Annotated in this window: 16 protein-coding genes; 3 read left to right on the top strand and 13 right to left on the bottom strand. The window is 39.7% G+C overall.

The genetic code is table 11. From position 1 onward, the window contains the following. Positions 1-31: 31 nt before the first annotated feature. The 3 genes from BLO34_RS11105 to BLO34_RS11095 all read right to left on the bottom strand — a co-directional run bounded on the left by BLO34_RS11105 (position 32) and on the right by BLO34_RS11095 (position 3,413). Positions 32-814 (bottom strand): tetratricopeptide repeat protein, encoded by a 783-nt coding sequence (locus BLO34_RS11105; protein WP_090755347.1) that lies wholly within the window; start codon positions 812-814, stop codon positions 32-34. A gap of 67 nt (positions 815-881) precedes the next feature. After that, positions 882-2,426 (bottom strand): glycine--tRNA ligase, encoded by a 1,545-nt coding sequence (locus BLO34_RS11100; RefSeq protein WP_090755345.1) that lies wholly within the window; start codon positions 2,424-2,426, stop codon positions 882-884. 105 nt (positions 2,427-2,531) lie between these two features. After that, complete coding sequence (locus BLO34_RS11095; protein WP_090755344.1) at positions 2,532-3,413, bottom strand: hypothetical protein; 882 nt, start codon at positions 3,411-3,413, stop codon at positions 2,532-2,534. A 40-nt stretch (positions 3,414-3,453) separates the two neighbouring features. Between BLO34_RS11095 and BLO34_RS11090 the strand changes: the two genes are divergently transcribed. Further along, positions 3,454-4,140, top strand: a complete 687-nt coding sequence (locus BLO34_RS11090; RefSeq protein ID WP_090755342.1) for a ComF family protein — start codon at positions 3,454-3,456, stop codon at positions 4,138-4,140. A 33-nt stretch (positions 4,141-4,173) separates the two neighbouring features. After that, on the top strand, positions 4,174-5,775 hold the full coding sequence (locus tag BLO34_RS11085; protein WP_231959477.1) for an Ig-like domain-containing protein: 1,602 nt from the start codon (positions 4,174-4,176) through the stop codon (positions 5,773-5,775). Here the strand turns inward: BLO34_RS11085 and BLO34_RS11080 are convergent. The 5 genes from BLO34_RS11080 to BLO34_RS11060 are packed head-to-tail and all read right to left on the bottom strand — an operon-like array spanning position 5,762 to position 9,865. After that, entirely contained in the window at positions 5,762-6,538 is a 777-nt protein-coding gene (locus tag BLO34_RS11080) for a nitrilase family protein (protein WP_090755340.1), read from the bottom strand. The two genes, BLO34_RS11085 and BLO34_RS11080, sit on opposite strands and share 14 nt — an antisense overlap. Before the next feature lie 60 nt (positions 6,539-6,598). Next, positions 6,599-6,967 carry a hypothetical protein gene (locus BLO34_RS11075; protein ID WP_090755339.1) on the bottom strand — a complete coding sequence of 123 codons (369 nt, stop codon included), beginning with the start codon at positions 6,965-6,967 and terminating at the stop codon, positions 6,599-6,601. 17 nt (positions 6,968-6,984) lie between these two features. Next, complete coding sequence (locus BLO34_RS11070) at positions 6,985-8,121, bottom strand: methionine aminotransferase (RefSeq protein WP_090755337.1); 1,137 nt, start codon at positions 8,119-8,121, stop codon at positions 6,985-6,987. A gap of 20 nt (positions 8,122-8,141) precedes the next feature. Beyond that, positions 8,142-8,834 (bottom strand): LytR/AlgR family response regulator transcription factor, encoded by a 693-nt coding sequence (locus BLO34_RS11065; RefSeq protein WP_090755336.1) that lies wholly within the window; start codon positions 8,832-8,834, stop codon positions 8,142-8,144. Next, positions 8,831-9,865, bottom strand: coding sequence for a sensor histidine kinase (locus BLO34_RS11060; RefSeq protein ID WP_090755334.1), 1,035 nt, complete (start codon positions 9,863-9,865; stop codon positions 8,831-8,833). The genes BLO34_RS11065 and BLO34_RS11060 overlap by 4 nt, the downstream gene beginning before the upstream one ends. Before the next feature lie 187 nt (positions 9,866-10,052). Here BLO34_RS11060 and BLO34_RS11055 point away from each other — a divergent pair, with 187 nt between their 5' ends. Further along, on the top strand, positions 10,053-10,904 hold the full coding sequence (locus tag BLO34_RS11055) for a DUF5694 domain-containing protein (RefSeq protein WP_090755333.1): 852 nt from the start codon (positions 10,053-10,055) through the stop codon (positions 10,902-10,904). A 51-nt stretch (positions 10,905-10,955) separates the two neighbouring features. Here BLO34_RS11055 and BLO34_RS11050 read toward each other — a convergent pair whose 3' ends face one another. The 5 genes from BLO34_RS11050 to BLO34_RS11030 all read right to left on the bottom strand — a co-directional run bounded on the left by BLO34_RS11050 (position 10,956) and on the right by BLO34_RS11030 (position 17,818). Continuing rightward, complete coding sequence (locus tag BLO34_RS11050; protein WP_090755331.1) at positions 10,956-12,920, bottom strand: DUF2075 domain-containing protein; 1,965 nt, start codon at positions 12,918-12,920, stop codon at positions 10,956-10,958. 117 nt (positions 12,921-13,037) lie between these two features. Next, complete coding sequence (locus tag BLO34_RS11045; protein ID WP_090755329.1) at positions 13,038-13,784, bottom strand: succinate dehydrogenase/fumarate reductase iron-sulfur subunit; 747 nt, start codon at positions 13,782-13,784, stop codon at positions 13,038-13,040. A 94-nt stretch (positions 13,785-13,878) separates the two neighbouring features. Beyond that, positions 13,879-15,882 carry a fumarate reductase/succinate dehydrogenase flavoprotein subunit gene (locus BLO34_RS11040; RefSeq protein WP_090755327.1) on the bottom strand — a complete coding sequence of 668 codons (2,004 nt, stop codon included), beginning with the start codon at positions 15,880-15,882 and terminating at the stop codon, positions 13,879-13,881. 2 nt (positions 15,883-15,884) lie between these two features. Beyond that, positions 15,885-16,556 carry a succinate dehydrogenase cytochrome b subunit gene (locus BLO34_RS11035; RefSeq protein ID WP_090755326.1) on the bottom strand — a complete coding sequence of 224 codons (672 nt, stop codon included), beginning with the start codon at positions 16,554-16,556 and terminating at the stop codon, positions 15,885-15,887. 275 nt (positions 16,557-16,831) lie between these two features. Continuing rightward, complete coding sequence (locus BLO34_RS11030; protein ID WP_090755324.1) at positions 16,832-17,818, bottom strand: PKD domain-containing protein; 987 nt, start codon at positions 17,816-17,818, stop codon at positions 16,832-16,834. Positions 17,819-17,827 lie beyond the last annotated feature (9 nt).

Here is a 17,827-nt window from a genome sequence, read left to right as displayed (position 1 = left end):
TATCTCAATGACTTCTCTACTGATTCAGTTGTTATTGCTGGGATAATGTTCTTATTAAATTCTTTACCTCAAAGACACCATAATTTAATACAATTTGATAATCTTTTTTAGCTAGCTCAAATTCATCAATTGCTTTATTCAAATTTCCACGTTTTAAATATAAACTTGGGTTATACGGATTATCATTTATTACGTCAGATAAAATTGAAATTGCTTTATCTATTTCATTGATTCTCTGTAAAAAATCAATTTTATTTAACAATGAGCTAAAAGTTGATGATTCTTCTGACTCTAGTTTTATTGCTTTATCAAAACTCTGCAAAGCTTTTTCGTATTCATGTAATTCCTCTAAGATGTTTGCTTTGGCAACGTGAAGTTGGATATTTCTGGGAACAATATTTATCGCACAATCAAAATCTTCAAGTGCATCATTGTTTTTTCCAAGTGCCATGAAAGAGTAGCCTCTGTTTAAATAGGCTTCAAAATAACCAGAATATACATTAATGTGCAATGACAGATATTCTATTGCGAGTTTGTAATTCCTAATGAAAAAATAACTATTGCCTATCCATAAGTTTATATTGGAAAAGTTCGATTCCAGTGATTTAATTTTCAAATAGTCTAATAATGTTTTGTCCCAGATATTCAAATTCGAATAGATATTCGCTCTTAACTGCAGACTTGCTAAATGATCGCCATGTTTCTCTAACGATTGATTTAACAGTTCTAAAGCATTATTAACTCTTCCACGATTTAATTCTTCGACAGCTAATTTATGTTGATGATTTGAGTCTACATTTTTGAAAAAACGCATGCTTTATTTTTTGGAAGTATACCTAAATATAACCTTTGTGAAGAATTATTGCTTCAGAAAACCTGCACTATATCTTCCTCAACCACTCACTCATCGCCACACGCTTCTCTAAGTAAGATTTCAAATCTTTTATCGCAATACGTTCTTGTTCCATCGTATCACGATCGCGCACGGTTACTGCGTTGTCTTCTTTGGTATCGTGATCAATAGTTATACAAAAAGGCGTCCCGTTGGCGTCCTGGCGTCTGTAACGACGCCCTATGGCGTCCTTTTCATCATACTGGACTTTCATCGACCATTTGAGATCTTCAATGATTTCTTCTGCGATTTCAGGAAGACCGTCTTTTTTAAGTAATGGTAGGATTGCTGCTTTTACAGGAGCTAAAACCGCAGGGATTTTAAGAACTGTACGTTCAGATCCATCTTCTAGAGTTTCATCCATTAGTGAGTTAGAGAATACCGCAAGGAACATTCTGTCAAGTCCTATGGATGTTTCAATCACGTATGGAACATAGTTTTTGTTCTCTTCGTGATCAAAGAACTGCAGCTTTTTACCGCTGTGTTCTTCATGTGCCTTCAAGTCAAAGTCTGTTCTGGAGTGAATTCCTTCCAGTTCCTTAAATCCAAAAGGGAAATCAAATTCAATGTCAGTAGCGGCATTAGCATAATGCGCTAGTTTTTCATGGTCATGGAAACGGTAGCTTTCAGCTCCCAATCCTAATGAATTGTGCCACGCCATGCGTTTCTCTTTCCATACCTCAAACCATTCCAGTTCAGTTCCTGGCTTGACAAAGTATTGCATTTCCATCTGCTCAAATTCTCGCTGGCGGAATATGAACTGACGTGCAACAATCTCGTTTCTAAAGGCTTTTCCAGTCTGTGCGATCCCAAACGGAATCTTCATGCGACCCGATTTTTGAACGTTTAAGAAGTTGACAAAAATCCCTTGAGCTGTTTCTGGACGTAAGTACAAATCTGTTGCGGTGTCTGCGCTGGCACCTATTTTAGTACCAAACATGAGGTTGAATTGGCGTACATCCGTCCAGTTTTTTGAACCGGTATCAGGATCTGCGATATCCAGTTCTTCAATCAAAGCTTTAACTCCAGCGAGATCCTCAGCTTGCAATAGCTTTGCTAATCGCTCCACTGGTTCTTTTGACTTTTTCAAATATCCAACCACTCGCGGATTGGTCTCGCTGTAAAGCTTAGCGTCAAAATCTTCACCAAATCTTTTGGCAGCTTTTTCAATCTCTTTATTGGCTTTTTGAAGGTGTTTCTCGCAATAATCCTCAATTAGAACGTCTGCGCGGTAGCGCTTTTTAGAATCTTTGTTGTCGATCAAAGGATCGTTAAAGGCATCAACGTGACCAGAAGCTTTCCAAGTCGTTGGGTGCATAAAAATCGCTGCATCAATCCCGACAATGTCTTGATTGAGCTGCGTCATCGCTTGCCACCAGTACTCGCGTATGTTTTTCTTTAATTCCGCGCCATTTTGACCGTAGTCATAAACGGCCTGTAAGCCGTCGTAAATCTCACTGGATTGGAATACATAACCATACTCTTTTGCATGCGAGAGTACTTTCTTGAACTGATCTTGATCGTTGTTTGCCATAGCTAGCAAAGTTATAAAAAGGCTTGGATTGAAGTAGTTGGATGTGGATTATTTCGCTTTCGCGAAAGCGAAAACATTTTCTAGAAACCTACCAGACTTAAAAACCTATCTAAAACTAATCTCGCTATTCCCTACTCGTATAGGGCCATTGTAGATATTGATTCTATAAACACCAGGGATAATCTTTTCAACGTCTGCACCTATGACTTCACAGATATCGAGTTCTGCACCGGTATAAATATATTCTACAGCTTTGGAATATTTGAGCGTTTGCGTTTCAAAGTCCACGGTTTTAAGAGCACCCATCACGTTATTTTGCGGGTTGATCACTTGAATGTAAAGCTTATTGACACCTTTGGGAGCTAGTGAATTTTCTGGCAAGGTGAAGCATATCTTCATATCATCAACACGGCTAGCGCGATCGTTGACGACTTGTTTTCCTGATCTACGTACGATGACACCTTCGGTTTTTAGGTTGGTTGGAATCAGTGTGGATGCCTTTTTGATGTTTTCGTTGAGGTTGTTTACGGTTTCTTCCTGCAACTCGCTTTTTATGATCTCTTTATTGAGTGCCGCGATGGTACTGTCGTTCACGCGTACTAGGTAATTATTGCTCTCTTCTAATTCTTCAATGCGATTGTTTAATTTGACACGCTCTTCTTTTATGCGGCCCAATTCCTGACGCAATCTTGACATCACCGCAACGCTACCTTCAAGATTGATGACGCTATCTCGCAGTCTTGTAATGCGCTCTCTGGCATCGATCAAGTCGTTGCTTAGCATGTTTCCCTTCTCAATTTCTGCCGTGTATTCTAGGGAAATGTTTTTGAGTTCTTCCTCAATTTTTTCTTTCTCTGTAGTAAGACTGCCCTTGATCTGCTCATTTTCTTGATAGGTGGTGTATGACCAGTAAGCAAGCAGGACGAGTAACAGTACGATGACTGCAAAAAAGATCTTGAGAAAACGATTGTCTTGTGTGGTTGCCATAAGCTTTTCTATCTTTAGGAATACTAAACTATAAATTTTTATGCAGTCGTTAGTTCGGGATTTTGTTAATCTATTTTATCCGGTAACATGTACAGGTTGTGATTTATCACTTTCAAGCGGCGAGGAGACCTTGTGTACCCAGTGCCGCATGCTATTACCATTGGCTTTCAACGACTTGCGCCATAACGATAAAATGCGGGAATTATTTTATGCCCGTATTCCTTTAGAACATCTAACTAGTCTGTTGTATTATGAAAAAATAGGAACTGTGCAGCGTTTGATTCATGCGCTCAAATATCAAAAGCAGGAAGAAATAGGTGTCTTTTTAGGTAAATGGATGGGCAGTCTCATGTCTCAGGACCAACGTTTTGAAGATATTGATCTGGTGGTTGCAGTTCCTGTTCACCCAATAAGATTGCGTGAAAGAGGATATAATCAAGTCACAAAGTTTGGTGAATGCATTGCAGATGGATTAGGAGTCCGCTTTCGCGAAAGCGTGCTCACCAAAAATCGCAACACAATGAAACAGGCACAATTGGATCAAAGGCATCGCAGTGACGAGAGTAAATCACCCTATTCCATGAATGAAAACATTGTGGAAAACCAGCATGTTTTGTTGGTAGATGATGTCGTCACCACGGGAACTACTTTGACTTTATGTGCTAGAGAATTACTGAAAATTGAGGGTACTCGCATTTCTATGGCGACGATGGGAATATCGGTGTAAAATATCCTTTAACTTGCAAGCGTTTAGAATATCGTGATAAAGAAGTATAGCCATTATTTATTGACCATTGTCATTGCAGTTTTGTTGGTGCAATGTGCAAAACGTGGATCACCTACTGGTGGTCCCATTGATGAGGCGCCACCTGAGATTCTGCGCTCATTTCCAGATAACTATAGTGTAAATTTTGAGAACCAAAGGATTGAGATCACCTTCAATGAATACATCAAGCTCAATGAGCTCCAGAAACAGCTGGTGATTTCACCACCGTTGGAGTACAGACCATTGATTAAACCACAAGGTGGTGTTTCTAAAAAGTTGACCATTGAGATCACAGATACGTTGAGGGATAATACGACGTATGTGTTGAACTTTGGCCAGAGTATTGTCGATAATACAGAAGGTAATCCATACCCTTTTTTTAAGTATGTTTTTAGTACCGGTTCATACATTGACTCTTTGAGTATTAGCGGTAGTATAAGCGATGCACTCAATGTGGAAGCAGACGATTATGTGAATGTGATGCTCTATGAAGTAGATAGCACCTATAGCGATTCTATCATTTATAAAGAAACACCTAGGTACGTGGTAAACACACTAGATAGCTTGACCACTTTTACGATGGAAAACCTTAAGGCTGGTACCTACAGATTATTGGCTTTAAAGGAGAAATCCAGCAATTTAAAGTTTGACCCTAAAGTAGATAAGATTGGTTTTATTAGTGAACCCATTAAAGTACCAACTGATGAGATCTTTGAAATCCAAATGTTTCAACCTATCCAGGATGTAGGCGTGGATCGAGCCAGACACATAGGTCAAAGCCGAATTCAAGTAGGGATTTTTGGCGAACTGGATAGTTTGAATATCGAACCGCTAGATAAATCGCTTATAAGCGAGAGCAGAACAACCAAACTAGACAAGAAGGACACGCTAGAATACTGGTACAAGCCCATTATTGAGCAGGACAGTTTGATATTAACTACTACTTATGGAACCTTTAAGGATACACTTACTACGCGATTAAAAGAAGATCTAGATATTGATAGTCTTGAGATTGCAAAGTATGGGCAGTTCTCACTTAGTACTCCACTGCAACTTACTGCTAATACGCCCATAGTGGATACCGATCCGCTTTTGATGAACTTAATAGACAAGGATTCTGTACCACAGGATTTTGCAATACGACTGGACTCACTTAAAAATATATTGACGTATTCTTTTAACGTGCAGCCAGAGCAGCGCTATAATTTGAAATTGTTGCCAGGCGCTATCACAGACTTTTACGGCTATACTACAGATACCATTACCAATGTATTTACCACTAGAGCCACATCAGACCTTGGGAACATTCCCGTAACTCTCGAGGGTGGAACTGATTTTCCAGTAATTATCCAGATTACCATGGAAAATCTAGAAGTTGTTGCCAGCCAGGTCGCAAATTCTAATGGCGAGTATAATTTTGAATATCTCGATCCAGGGAACTATTATATTAGAGTGATCTATGATCGTAATAATAACGGTAGGTACGATCCAGGAAACTGGCTGTTGAACCGCCAACCCGAAAAGGTGGTATATTATCCAGAATTAATCCCGCTGCAGGCCAACTGGGATTATATCACCACTGTTAAGTTAGAGTAAAGGTATCACGATCTTCCAAAAACCTTAATTTCTTGCGGTTTAAATGGATGTTTTCTTTGTCCAGTTCGACGGTTTGAGTTCCTTCAGTTTCCCAAGCTTGTTCTAATAGTTCATGACCCAAAACATCATAAACTTGAGAATGACCGCTGTAATCCATGCCCGTTCCATCAGTTCCCACGCGATTGACACCTATACAATAGGCCATATTTTCTATAGCGCGAGCCTTCAATAAAGCATCCCAAGCATTGACACGCGGTACAGGCCAGTTCGCCACATAAATCAGCACATCATAATCCTGCGTATTTCTAGAATAAACAGGGAATCGTAAGTCATAACAAATCTGCAGGTTGAATGTCCAGTCCTTGTATTCTGCAATCACCGGCTTTTCACCGCGATCATACACTTCATGCTCGCCAGCGAGTGTGAATGTGTGGCGCTTATCATACACCATAAAATCGCCGTCGGGTTTCATGAATACACCACGATTGCAGTGATCACCAGTATCCTTTTCAAACATGACACTACCGTAAATGGCAAAGTCGCCAGCCATTGCATGATCTTTCATCCAGTCATAAATAGAGTAAGATGAAGCAATTTCTTTTGGATTCATGGAAAAACCCGTTGTAAACATCTCAGGTAGAATGACAAGATCTGTTTTACCGTAGAGCGCTTCCAACTTTTGATCAAAAGCGTGCATGTTTTTCAGTGGTTCTTCCCAGATGAGCTGGGTTTGAATGAGGGAAACTTTTAGTTTTTGGGGCATTTGCTTTTCTTTGTAAAGACTATCGGTGTTGATTTGTTGAATAACATCGGACGTTGACGGCTATTTATCAGAATCATCTTTCCAAAACGTGTTTCTTAAAATCTCCGCTGAATAAAAATTGCTAAACATATTTAAACTGTCTTTTGGTAGGTCATAGTTAATCAGACTTGGATCATCTGCTGTAATTATAATAGAAAATCTATTGTTTTCGAATTGACCTATGGCATTCAATCCTCTTTCAGAGACATTTCTAACTGTTAACCCTTTTGGAAGTGTAAAAATTGGATCTTCTGATTGAAAATGACCTATAGCAATTTCCTTTTCTAATCTACCCAATTCGCGTGATGGGCTATTAAGATAGCTCCAAAACCATAGCAGAATAAAAATGATATTAAAAGCAATTGATATACGAAAAACCCATTTTTTCATAAATAGTAGAACTTAGTTTACAATTCATTTAAAATCTTGGCAGCAGCAACGAGTTCTTCATCTTCCTTTGCAAAGCAAAATCGCAGCATTTTGGGATCTCGGCCTTCCATAAAAACCGAAATTGGAATGGATGCAATCTTGTGGTCGATAGTTAACGCTTTCGCGAAAGCGAGATCATTTTCATCTGTTATATCAGAATAGTCCAGCAATTGGAAATAGGTGCTTTCTGATGGCGTGAATTTGAACCTGCTATCGTTTATAAGATTAAGAAATAGATCCCGCTTGCGCTGATAAAATTTACCCAAATCCAAATAATGCTGAGGTTGCTGCAAATAGGTGGCAATCGCTCGTTGCATGGGTTGATTGACACAAAAAACCACTTGTTGATGCACTTTTAAAAATTCTTTCATCAAAGCTGGTGGTGCTAGACAAAACCCTGTTTTCCAACCAGTCACGTGAAAGGTCTTGCCAAAACTGCCCATCACAAAACTACGCTCTTTCAGTCCAGCGTAACGAGCAGCACTGCGATGCTCATTGTCGTCAAATATCATAAACTCATAGACTTCATCACTCATCACCAATAGATCATTCTCTACTGCAATAGTTTCCAGTTTCAACATATCATCGTGAGTCAACAATTTTCCACTAGGATTGTGTGGCGAGTTGACGATAATCATTTTGGTTTTAGGGTTGATGGCGTCACGCACTTGATCCCAATCGATGGTGAATTCAGGCAGCTGCATGGGAATCTTTATAGGAACTCCACCAGCCACTTTTATAGATGGTTCATAACAATCATAAGCTGGAGTAAAAAGGATAACCTCGTCGTCCTTAAATATCGTCGCTTGAATGGCGGTAAAAATGGCCTGCGTAGCACCTGCAGTTACACAAATTTCTTCATCGGGATGATAAAAAGTATGGTGTTGCGATTCAAACATCTGGCTGATTGCAAGCCGCAATGCCGGTAATCCCATCATGGGTGCATACTGATTATGATTCTCGAGAATGGCTTGTGACGCCAGTTCTTTTAATTCCTGACTTGCTGGAAAACTGGGAAATCCCTGCGACATATTGATCGCACCGTGCTGATTAGCAAGCTGCGTCATTTCGGCAAAAATGGAAGTTGGTATTTCTGGTAGTTTTGAGCGTGTCATCCTATAAAAATAAGAGATTATCAGCCATTCACCCTATCAAAGAAAGCTTTCTTATAGGTGTCACTTATGGGAATATAATCGCCCAAAATTACTGCACGGTTGCGCTCGATGAACTCAATTTTATCCATGGCAAGAATGTAGCTTTTATGCACTCGCATAAAATTGGACGATGGCAACGTTTTCTCGTAGTACTTAAGATTTTCAAGCGTATGGATCTTCTTATCGGCTGTTACGATGGTTACATAATCTGCCATTCCTTTAATATAATGGATATCGGCAAGATTGATTTTGAGGGTTTTGTATTCGCTTTTGACAAAAATGTAATCGGGTACATTGGTCTCTGGATTGCTGATTTTCGTCGTGTTTCTATCCTGGAATTTAAGGACCGATTTCTGAAAACGTTCTAGCGATATAGGCTTCAATAAATAATCGATTACATCCAGTTCATAGCCTTGCACGGCATATTGATCATAAGCGGTTGTAAATATGATTGGGAACTTGGCGCCCGCAATTTTTGAGAATTGAACTCCAGTCAATTCTGGCATTTGAATATCGCAGAAAATAAGATCTGGTTGGTATTGATCCAGTTGCTGCATCGCCTCGATAGGATTGGTAAAGGATTGCAACAATTCAACGCTATCAGTACGATTGATGTGTGATTCCAGCAATTCTAGCGCGAGCGGCTCATCATCAATAAGAATGCATTTTATCATGACGGGAAATGTATTTTAATAACGACGGTATAAACCTGATCAACAATGGTCTTTTCAAAGCTGTAATTAGTGCCATAAGTTAGCTTCAGGCGTTTTTGCAGGTTTTCAATACCTATGCCGCCCACACTATCTTTTTCACGCTTAGCAATCGTATTTGAGACTTTAATTGCAAGAGTTTTCTCCTCTAGGCTAATGTTGATTTGAATCGGCAAATCGGAATTAGTGACCACGCCATGTTTGAACGCATTTTCCACGAGTGGCATGAGCAGGAAAGGTGCTAACTGAAGATGCAGAGCTTGTGGATCGCATTGGATGGTGGTTTGTACGCTTTCGCGAAAGCGTAACTTCTCCAAATCAATGTACCCGTTTACAGCATCCAGTTCCTCACCAACGGTCACCAACTTGTCGGTCTCATAAAGGCTGTAGCGTAATAGTTGACTTAGCTTTTCGGTGGCGGCCAGCGCCTTATCAGATCCCATATTGATCAACGCATAGATATTGTTGAGCATGTTGAACAAAAAGTGCGGATTGATTTGCGATTTGAGAAAGGCCAACTCTGATTTCTTATTCTCCAACACCAATTCTTGTTGCTGCTGATCGCGTATCACGGCATAATTGACAAAGAACCAGCAAACACCAAAAGCGGTGTACAAAATCGCATAATATAAATTGTCACTGATGTAGTAAAGGGCGGTCGTACCCTCGTAATAATTGCCGTAACCGGTAATAGCCTTGATAATAACTTCTTCCACTAAATAGCGGAATCCAATGACCGTGAAAGCAATAAAAACAATACCAATAGCTGAAATCCATTTAGGCTGTTTCTTATAACGATAGAATAGAAACAGATAGGAAAAAAGCGCATAGCAAATAAACAACAAAGCAGATTGCAAGGTTCCCAAAGAGAATTCCAGCGGTTGATCCTGGAATTGTTCCCAATATTCTGGCGAGCGCATCAAGTCGCGCAGCACTTCCATAACAAGGAAGAACCCAAAAAATGATGCAACAAAACGGCCCAGTCTTAATTTCATGAAGTGAAGTTAGCAAACTGCTAGGGAATGCCCAGGCATGTATCTACGAACTCGCAGATTGTATCTATGAAATGGGTACAGCCCATTTTAAGGCGCTTATCGAGACAATTTAATGGCTGATCGATTGGACTATTCGTGAGCTGGATTGTCGTTTTAGATTTGGCTCAATAAACAAAAACAATATATCATGAGAACATTTATTCTATCCATCGCACTTATCGCTATCGCAACTTTCACAACTTATGCTCAAGATTTTAATGAGGAGCAATTTTTACAACAAAGTAAAAAAGCTTTCCAGTTTGACGGCGCTGATGTCCTACTATTAGGAACCTGGCATATGGGCTACACCAGCGATGCTAATAAATCAAGTTACGACGCCAGCCTACCAGAACGACGCATTGAGATAAGCGAGCTGGCGGTCCAACTTGCCACAGAGTTCAAGCCTACAAAGATTCTAGTTGAGGTAACTCCTGAAGAGCAGCAAACTATGGATTCTTTATATGCAGCGTACGTCAAAAATCCCAAGGAAATAAGCACTTATCATGGCGAGGTTGGCCTTCTAGCATTTCAAATCGCCAGAGCTAGCGATGCAACGCTGCATGCCATAGATCACAAAATGGGCTATGACTACAATAGTATCGCCCAACTAGCAGCGGCTACTGGAAACACCATTATGCAGGATTATTATGGGCAGCTCATGCCTGTATTAGGACAAGCACAGCAATTAGAAAAAACAGCTAGTACTAAACAGTTGTATCGCTTTAGCAACACACCAGAATATTTAAGCTTTCTTAAAAATGTGAATGCAGATCTCATGACTTATGTCAATACAGACGACAACTTTGAAGGCGCAGATACCGCAGCAGATTTCTATAAAAGAAACCTAAGGATTTTTGCAAATATTAACCGACTTGAGATCACTCCAGAAGATCGTGTTCTAGTATTGAACGGCGGCGCACACGTGGCATTCTTCCATGAGTTTATGAAGAATAGCCCTAGATATAATGTAGTAGATGCGCAGGAGTTTTTGAGGGGTTAGATTTAACAAGTGAGATTCCAGTCGACTTTTGATGTCAGAAGGACTGGAATTTTATATTTCTACCAATCCAACGTTTTTTAAATATTGATAAGTTTCATCATAATAAGAATGTAGTCTAGTGTGGTCCTCTGCATCACCCTTAGGAAGGTAAATCACCATACCTTGTCGAGCTCGAGTTAAAAGAACTCGGTAAGTGTTTTTCAAGTATTCATGATGGATTTCTAAGTTGATATTCTGCCATTTAGTTCCTTTAAGTTTTTGATGACGCCATTGCATGTTTTCAACATAAAAGTTTGCACCCCAAGCCACGCAGCTCCAGTCTATTTCCAAACCTTGAATATCAAATTCAGTTGCGACATCCTCCAAAAAATAGGAAGACCTAATGTCTTCTTTATTATTTAGAAACCAATTTGAGGCTGAAATCTCATTTTTCACATCGATCCCTAGTGGCCTTAATCTACGAGCTCCAGAGGACGCAATTATACCAATTCTCTCGGTACCTTTAGATTGATCTTTAAGCCAAGATTTTGCAATTTCAAGATTCCTAGTCAGTACGATTGGATATAGCTCATGTATTTTTTCATAAAGAAGCTTTGCATTTTTTAAATTGAGATCCAATAACTCTTGGATGAATTTTGAGAGTAATTCTGAGCGAAATGAGCGTACGGAAACAGCTAGGTGTAAATCCTTATTACTAGTTCCATTGTTTTCAAGAAATAATTTACTCTTAGCTGATCGTAAATAATTTTTATCTGAAATGATAGAAGTGGAATAATGAACACTCCAGTCAGGAAAGCTACGTGATAGAGATACAACCCATTCTTCAAGACCGGCCTCACCAGTATTGATTTCTTGACCGCCACCAATAAGACAAATGATAACGCACCAATCAATATGTCGATCCATAACGTCTATCAGGAATTCTGGCTCGGACATATTAAAGTCATCTTTTCCTTTTTTTCTTTTCATGAATGAACTGGTTTGATCCAAGGTCCAGGCTCTCTGAGCTTCATCAAAAACGACTACTTTTTCAATCGGTGCTCTAGATGATTTCAGATTATCATCTCTGAAATGATGAATATTTTGGATAAAAGCATTTGCCTTAATAGCGGCTTGCTTTTTCGTTATTTTTAAATTTTTAGCTTTAGCAGTTTTGACTTCATCTCTTGTTAATGCTTCTCTCAAAACCTCCACTAAAGGACCATTACCAGACAAAAAAACCGCGTGTTCATCTTCATCAGTTTTCATTCTATCCACAGCTATATTCAAACCTGCTAACGTTTTTCCAGCGCCAGGAACTCCAGTGATAAAGCAAATCGATTTTTTTGAGTTTTGTTTTGAAAATTCAATTATTGAGTTAATATAACTGGAAGTTCGTGATAAGTTGATGGCCCCAGAATCAGACCTTGTTATCTCTTTGACATTATGACCTTTATAAAGAGCTTGTGCTGCTTCTACGATAGTTGGGGTAGGCTTATAGATTGAATTCTCCCAATAAACGTGATCAATTGTAGCGCTACCAAGCGTCAAAAATGATTTAATAATTGAACTAATATTGTGTTTATTTGCTTTTGCCGCCATCTGTAATTTTTTAACAGAATGCAAATCTTCTTCAACTATTTCCGCCTCAGTCGCAATTAATAAAGGAATTAGGGTGAGGTTATGGCTGCCTTCATGAAAGTTTTTTAAATCGATCGAATAATCTATAACTTGTTCCAGTGCATTTTTATCGTATTTGTTGGAACCGATTTTAAATTCAACAACAAACGCGATATTTTTAATTATAAGAATATTGTCAACTCGTTTCCCCATTCTGGGAATAGCAAACTCAAAATATATTTTACCTTCTATAGTTTTTAATTGCTCCTTCAATATCTCAATCTGAGCTTTCCAAGCATTCTTTTGTAATTCATCTAGAGTTTTATTTTCATGATTTGAACTCAATTCACCATAAATTTTGACCGAATCGGTTTGTAGAAACTTTTCTATAGAATCGCTGTAATAAGCTCTTTGCATCAATTGTTATTTAAAAGAGGAGAAATGTACAATGAATAATTAAAGAGCAGAAAAATCCTAAAATCAAAAAACCCGATTCTTTATGAATCGGGTTTTTTAAATGATTTGAATGATGGTTTAACCTAGAACTTCAGCCTTAAGGTATTCACGATTCATTCTTGCGATGTTTTCTAGCTTGATTCCTTTAGGACATTCTACCATACAGGCACCAGTATTGGAACAGTTTCCAAAACCTTCTTCGTCCATCTGGCGCACCATTGCTTCTACGCGCTCTGTTGCTTCTAGCTCACCTTGAGGCAATAATGCAAACTGTGAGATCTTAGCACTGGTAAATAGCATCGCACTTGCATTTTTACAGGCTGCTACACAGGCCCCACAACCTATACAGGTTGCTGACCAGAATGCCTCGTCTGCTTTGCTTTTCTCAATAGGAGTTGCGTTTGCATCCTGAGTATTTCCAGATGTGTTTACAGAAATATAACCACCAGCTTGTTGGATTCTATCAAAAGAAGAACGGTCAACGATCAAGTCCTTTACAATAGGGAATGCCTTTGCTCTCCATGGCTCAATAGTAATTGTGTCACCATCTTTAAACTTGCGCATGTGTAGTTGACAGGTCGTGGTCAACTTTTGCGGCCCGTGTGGCTCGCCGTTGATCATCATGTTACAAGAACCACAAATTCCCTCACGACAATCATGGTCAAATTCCACAGGAATATCACCTTTATTGATCAATTCCTCGTTGAGGATATCCATCATTTCAAGAAAGGACATGTCGCCATCGACGCCATCTAGCGGGTAATCCACCAGTTTACCTTTGGCTTTAGGCCCTTCTTGTCTCCAGATTTTTAAGTTTAATTTCATATCTGCTGTCTGTTAGTCGTGGTGTGCAACTGCTGTTGAAACCACAGTATTATTTAGAGTAGTCCGCTTTCGCGAAAGCGAACTCATTAAAATCTTATTTATAAGAACGAGTCTTAAGTTCTACGTTTTCAAACACAAGTTCTTCTTTGTGCAATTCAGAATGACGCGGATTCTCATTGTAACCCCATGCGGCAACGTAGGCATAGTTCTCATCATCCCGTAAGGCTTCACCTTCTGGCGTCTGATACTCTTCACGGAAGTGTCCACCACAGCTCTCATTACGATCCAACGCATCCTTTGCAAACAACTCACCTAATTCCAGAAAGTCTGCCACGCGGCCTGCCTTCTCTAGCTCTTGGTTTTTAGTATCTGCACTACCAGTCACTCTCACGTTTGCCCAGAAGTCTGCTCTAAGCTCACTAATTTCATCCATGGCTGCTTGTAGATCTGTCGCGTTACGAGACATCCCACATTTGTTCCACATGATAAGACCTAGTTTCTTGTGATAATAATCTACGGAATGCTTACCTGATGCATTTAACAATTTCTCGATGCGACCTCTAGTTTCCTTTTCGGCTTGATCAAATTCTGGAGTATCTGTTGAAATCTCTCCCGTACGAATCTCATCAGCTAGATAATCACCTATGGTGTAAGGCAACACAAAATATCCATCTGCAAGACCTTGCATCAACGCACTTGCTCCTAAACGGTTGGCACCGTGGTCAGAGAAGTTAGCTTCACCAGCTGCAAAACAACCAGGGATTGAAGTTTGGAGATTGTAGTCCACCCAAAGTCCACCCATAGTGTAGTGAACTGCTGGGAAAATCTTCATAGGAACCTCATAAGGATTGTCGTCAGAAATATTCTGATACATATCAAATAGGTTACCATACTTCTTCTTGATGACTTCTTTACCTAACTTGATCATTTCTTCCTCAGTTGGATTCTTGTGACCATGTGTTAAAGCTTCCACTTTACCGTAGCGTTTGAAGGCTGCTTCAAAGTCTAGGTAAACAGCTTGACCGGTTTTATTAACACCAAATCCCGCATCACAACGCTCCTTGGCAGCTCTGGATGCCACATCACGTGGCACTAGGTTACCAAAGGCTGGATAACGACGCTCTAGGTAGTAATCTCTATCTTCTTCTGGAATATTGACACCCTTAAGTTTTCCTTCGCGGATTGCCTCGGCATCTTCTTTCTTCTTAGGAACCCAGATACGTCCATCATTACGTAAAGATTCTGACATTAACGTCAGTTTAGACTGGTGCTCACCACTTACTGGGATACAGGTTGGGTGAATCTGAGTATAACATGGATTTGCGAAGTATGCACCACGACGGTGAGTTCTCCACGCTGCCATTACATTACTTCCCATCGCGTTTGTGGAAAGGAAGAATACATTTCCATATCCACCTGATGCGATCACTACGGCATGTGCACCGTGACGTTCAATTTCTCCTGTAACAAGGTTACGAGCAATGATACCACGAGCTTTTCCATCCACAACCACAAGATCTAACATCTCGTGACGGTTAAATGGTTGCACTTTACCACGGTTGATTTGTCTATTTAAAGAAGAATAGGCACCCAATAATAATTGTTGTCCAGTCTGTCCAGCAGCATAAAATGTTCTGGATACTAGAACTCCACCAAACGAGCGGTTATCTAATAGACCACCATACTCGCGTGCAAATGGAACTCCTTGCGCCACACACTGGTCAATGATATTTCCAGAAACCTCCGCTAGGCGGTATGTGTTAGCTTCTCTAGATCTGTAGTCACCACCTTTGATCGTGTCATAGAATAGGCGGTAGTTGGAGTCACCATCACCTTGATAGTTTTTTGCAGCATTGATACCACCTTGTGCAGCAATCGAGTGCGCACGACGTGGTGAATCATTGTAGCAAAATGTTTTGACATTGTAACCTAGCTCTCCTAGAGTTGCAGCAGCAGAACTCCCTGCAAGTCCAGTTCCCACAACTATAACGTCAATGTTACGTTTGTTTGCTGGGTTGACCAGGTTGATATTATTCTTATGATTGACCCATTTTTCTTCTAATGGTCCTTCAGGTACATTTGAATTGAAAACTGCCATAATTATGCTGCTAAATGATTAAAGTGGTGATAAAGAGCGATGAAGATAAATCCAGCCGGAATTACCACTGCCCATGCGTAAGTGAACTTTCTCAGCCCATCACCTGTCTTAACGCTTTTCACACCCATAGACTGGAACGAGCTGTTGAAGCCGTGCCATAAGTGTAAAGCCAATAAAATAAATGAACCTACGTAAATCCATGTTCTAACAGGATCAACAAACTTTTCTTTAAGTTCTGGCAGGTATCTAGTTGAATCCTCAACGCCTACTGCTATGTATTTATAATTAATTTCGTGAATCCAGAAATCGTAAAAGTGCAATCCTAAGAACGCAAGTACCACAGCACCAGTCAAAATCATGTTTCTAGATACCCATGAAGAGTTGGCATTACCATCAAATTTTTTGTATTTAACAGGTCTTGCCTTACTGTTTCTAATCTCTAGAATGATTCCCATTACAAAGTGGACCACCACACCAGCGATCAAAATAGGTTGTAAAACAAACTGAACCAACGGATTGTATCCCATAAAATGAGACCACTCATTAAAGGTATCAGGAGCGATGACCGATGTAATATTTATGGTAAAGTGTTGAGTAAGAAAAACTACCAGAAATAATCCTGAAAGTGCCATTACCCATTTACGTGCAAGAGAAGATTTAACTAATGCGCTCATGTATCGATTTTTAAATTGTCGCAAAGATAGCTGTGAAAGCCGCCATTTTCAATTCTGCTATTTGCAATATGATAAATATCAGTATTATTTGGACTCGATCTTAATAATCTAATCGATTGCACTGATATTTCTTCGGCTAATTTGGTCGTAATTGTGTAGTATTAATTACTGATTGAATCTTGTGATTCTTATTTGTATTAGTTCGCTTTCGCGAAAGCGTAAATAAAAAAGCCGCTAGTATGAGTAGCGGCTTTTTAAACAACATTAATAATAGCTTATGAACAAGTAGGGTTAGGATTGACTGGCACATCTGTGGTAAGTGTATGATACCAGGCCAATGCTGGATCGTTTGCCTGTACACATCGCAACACCATTCTATTTTCTGTAATTTCCAAAATTTCATATTCAGTAGCTCCTACATACCAACTAATAAAATTGTCATTAGGTAGCAACATAGTCGTCTTTCTAGATTGATCTGCTGGAACTACGGTGTCTGTTGTAGGAACAAAAGTGATCACACCTGGAGCAGGTGCAGTAAACGGCAAACATTCATCTGCATTATTAGGATTATCTGCAGACGGGCCACCAAATTCACTTAAATAGGTATTATGAAAATATGTGGCGCCAAAGTTTTTCAATTCATAACTGACGTTATTTCCATCCATTGTGAATACCATCTCGTCTTCATAAAAACACTCGGTTAAATCATTGCAATACCTACCGAAGGCCGGTACCGGGAAAAAAGCTGGTGTGTAATAAGCTTCAGGAGCTTGACCAGGTATTTGATCAGGGCTGCTGGGTCCTACACCCCAATGACCATTTTCTGCAACGGACCAGTACCATGTTTTACTTGTTCCTCCAGTCAAAAACTGTTTTGCCTCTGCATCGTCAAACGTACTCAAGACGTCAATAACTATAGTTTGAGTAGTTGCAGCACCACCAGTTCCTGTAGCAGTTACGGTCACATTATAACTAATCACGCCAAGCTCAACAAAACGGTGTTCAATTACCCCATTAAAAGTTGTACCGGTACGGCCATCTCCAAAGTCATACGTATAGTTCAAGGTATTGTCTGAGCTCGCGCTAAAAACGACAATCCCAGTTCCATCTCCATTAGGATCTGCAACGCTTTGTCCCTGTAAATCAGCATTGATAGTCAAATTGCTTGGTGTGATAATATCACCAAACTCTGTGTCGTCATCTTGACAAGAGTGAATCGACACTGCTAGAGCCAATATCAAAAGTTTATAATAGTATTTCATAGCAATTAT

The sequence above is a fragment of the Nonlabens sp. Hel1_33_55 genome (assembly GCF_900101765.1).
GTDB lineage: Bacteria > Bacteroidota > Bacteroidia > Flavobacteriales > Flavobacteriaceae > Nonlabens.
The sequence above is the reverse complement of the archived record's forward strand: the minus strand, read 5'-3'. Positions and strand labels throughout refer to the sequence as shown.

Coding starts and splice junctions, on each gene's coding strand:
- BLO34_RS11075 (WP_090755339.1), bottom strand. CDS start 6,967: ATGAAAAAATGGGTTTTTCGTATATCAATTGCTTTTAATATCATTTTT.
- BLO34_RS11095 (WP_090755344.1), bottom strand. CDS start 3,413: ATGGCAACCACACAAGACAATCGTTTTCTCAAGATCTTTTTTGCAGTC.
- BLO34_RS11060 (WP_090755334.1), bottom strand. CDS start 9,865: ATGAAATTAAGACTGGGCCGTTTTGTTGCATCATTTTTTGGGTTCTTC.
- BLO34_RS11090 (WP_090755342.1), top strand. CDS start 3,454: ATGCAGTCGTTAGTTCGGGATTTTGTTAATCTATTTTATCCGGTAACA.
- BLO34_RS11055 (WP_090755333.1), top strand. CDS start 10,053: ATGAGAACATTTATTCTATCCATCGCACTTATCGCTATCGCAACTTTC.
- BLO34_RS11045 (WP_090755329.1), bottom strand. CDS start 13,784: ATGAAATTAAACTTAAAAATCTGGAGACAAGAAGGGCCTAAAGCCAAA.
- BLO34_RS11050 (WP_090755331.1), bottom strand. CDS start 12,920: ATGCAAAGAGCTTATTACAGCGATTCTATAGAAAAGTTTCTACAAACC.
- BLO34_RS11100 (WP_090755345.1), bottom strand. CDS start 2,426: ATGGCAAACAACGATCAAGATCAGTTCAAGAAAGTACTCTCGCATGCA.
- BLO34_RS11030 (WP_090755324.1), bottom strand. CDS start 17,818: ATGAAATACTATTATAAACTTTTGATATTGGCTCTAGCAGTGTCGATT.
- BLO34_RS11040 (WP_090755327.1), bottom strand. CDS start 15,882: ATGGCAGTTTTCAATTCAAATGTACCTGAAGGACCATTAGAAGAAAAA.
- BLO34_RS11035 (WP_090755326.1), bottom strand. CDS start 16,556: ATGAGCGCATTAGTTAAATCTTCTCTTGCACGTAAATGGGTAATGGCA.
- BLO34_RS11105 (WP_090755347.1), bottom strand. CDS start 814: ATGCGTTTTTTCAAAAATGTAGACTCAAATCATCAACATAAATTAGCT.
- BLO34_RS11080 (WP_090755340.1), bottom strand. CDS start 6,538: ATGCCCCAAAAACTAAAAGTTTCCCTCATTCAAACCCAGCTCATCTGG.
- BLO34_RS11065 (WP_090755336.1), bottom strand. CDS start 8,834: ATGATAAAATGCATTCTTATTGATGATGAGCCGCTCGCGCTAGAATTG.
- BLO34_RS11070 (WP_090755337.1), bottom strand. CDS start 8,121: ATGACACGCTCAAAACTACCAGAAATACCAACTTCCATTTTTGCCGAA.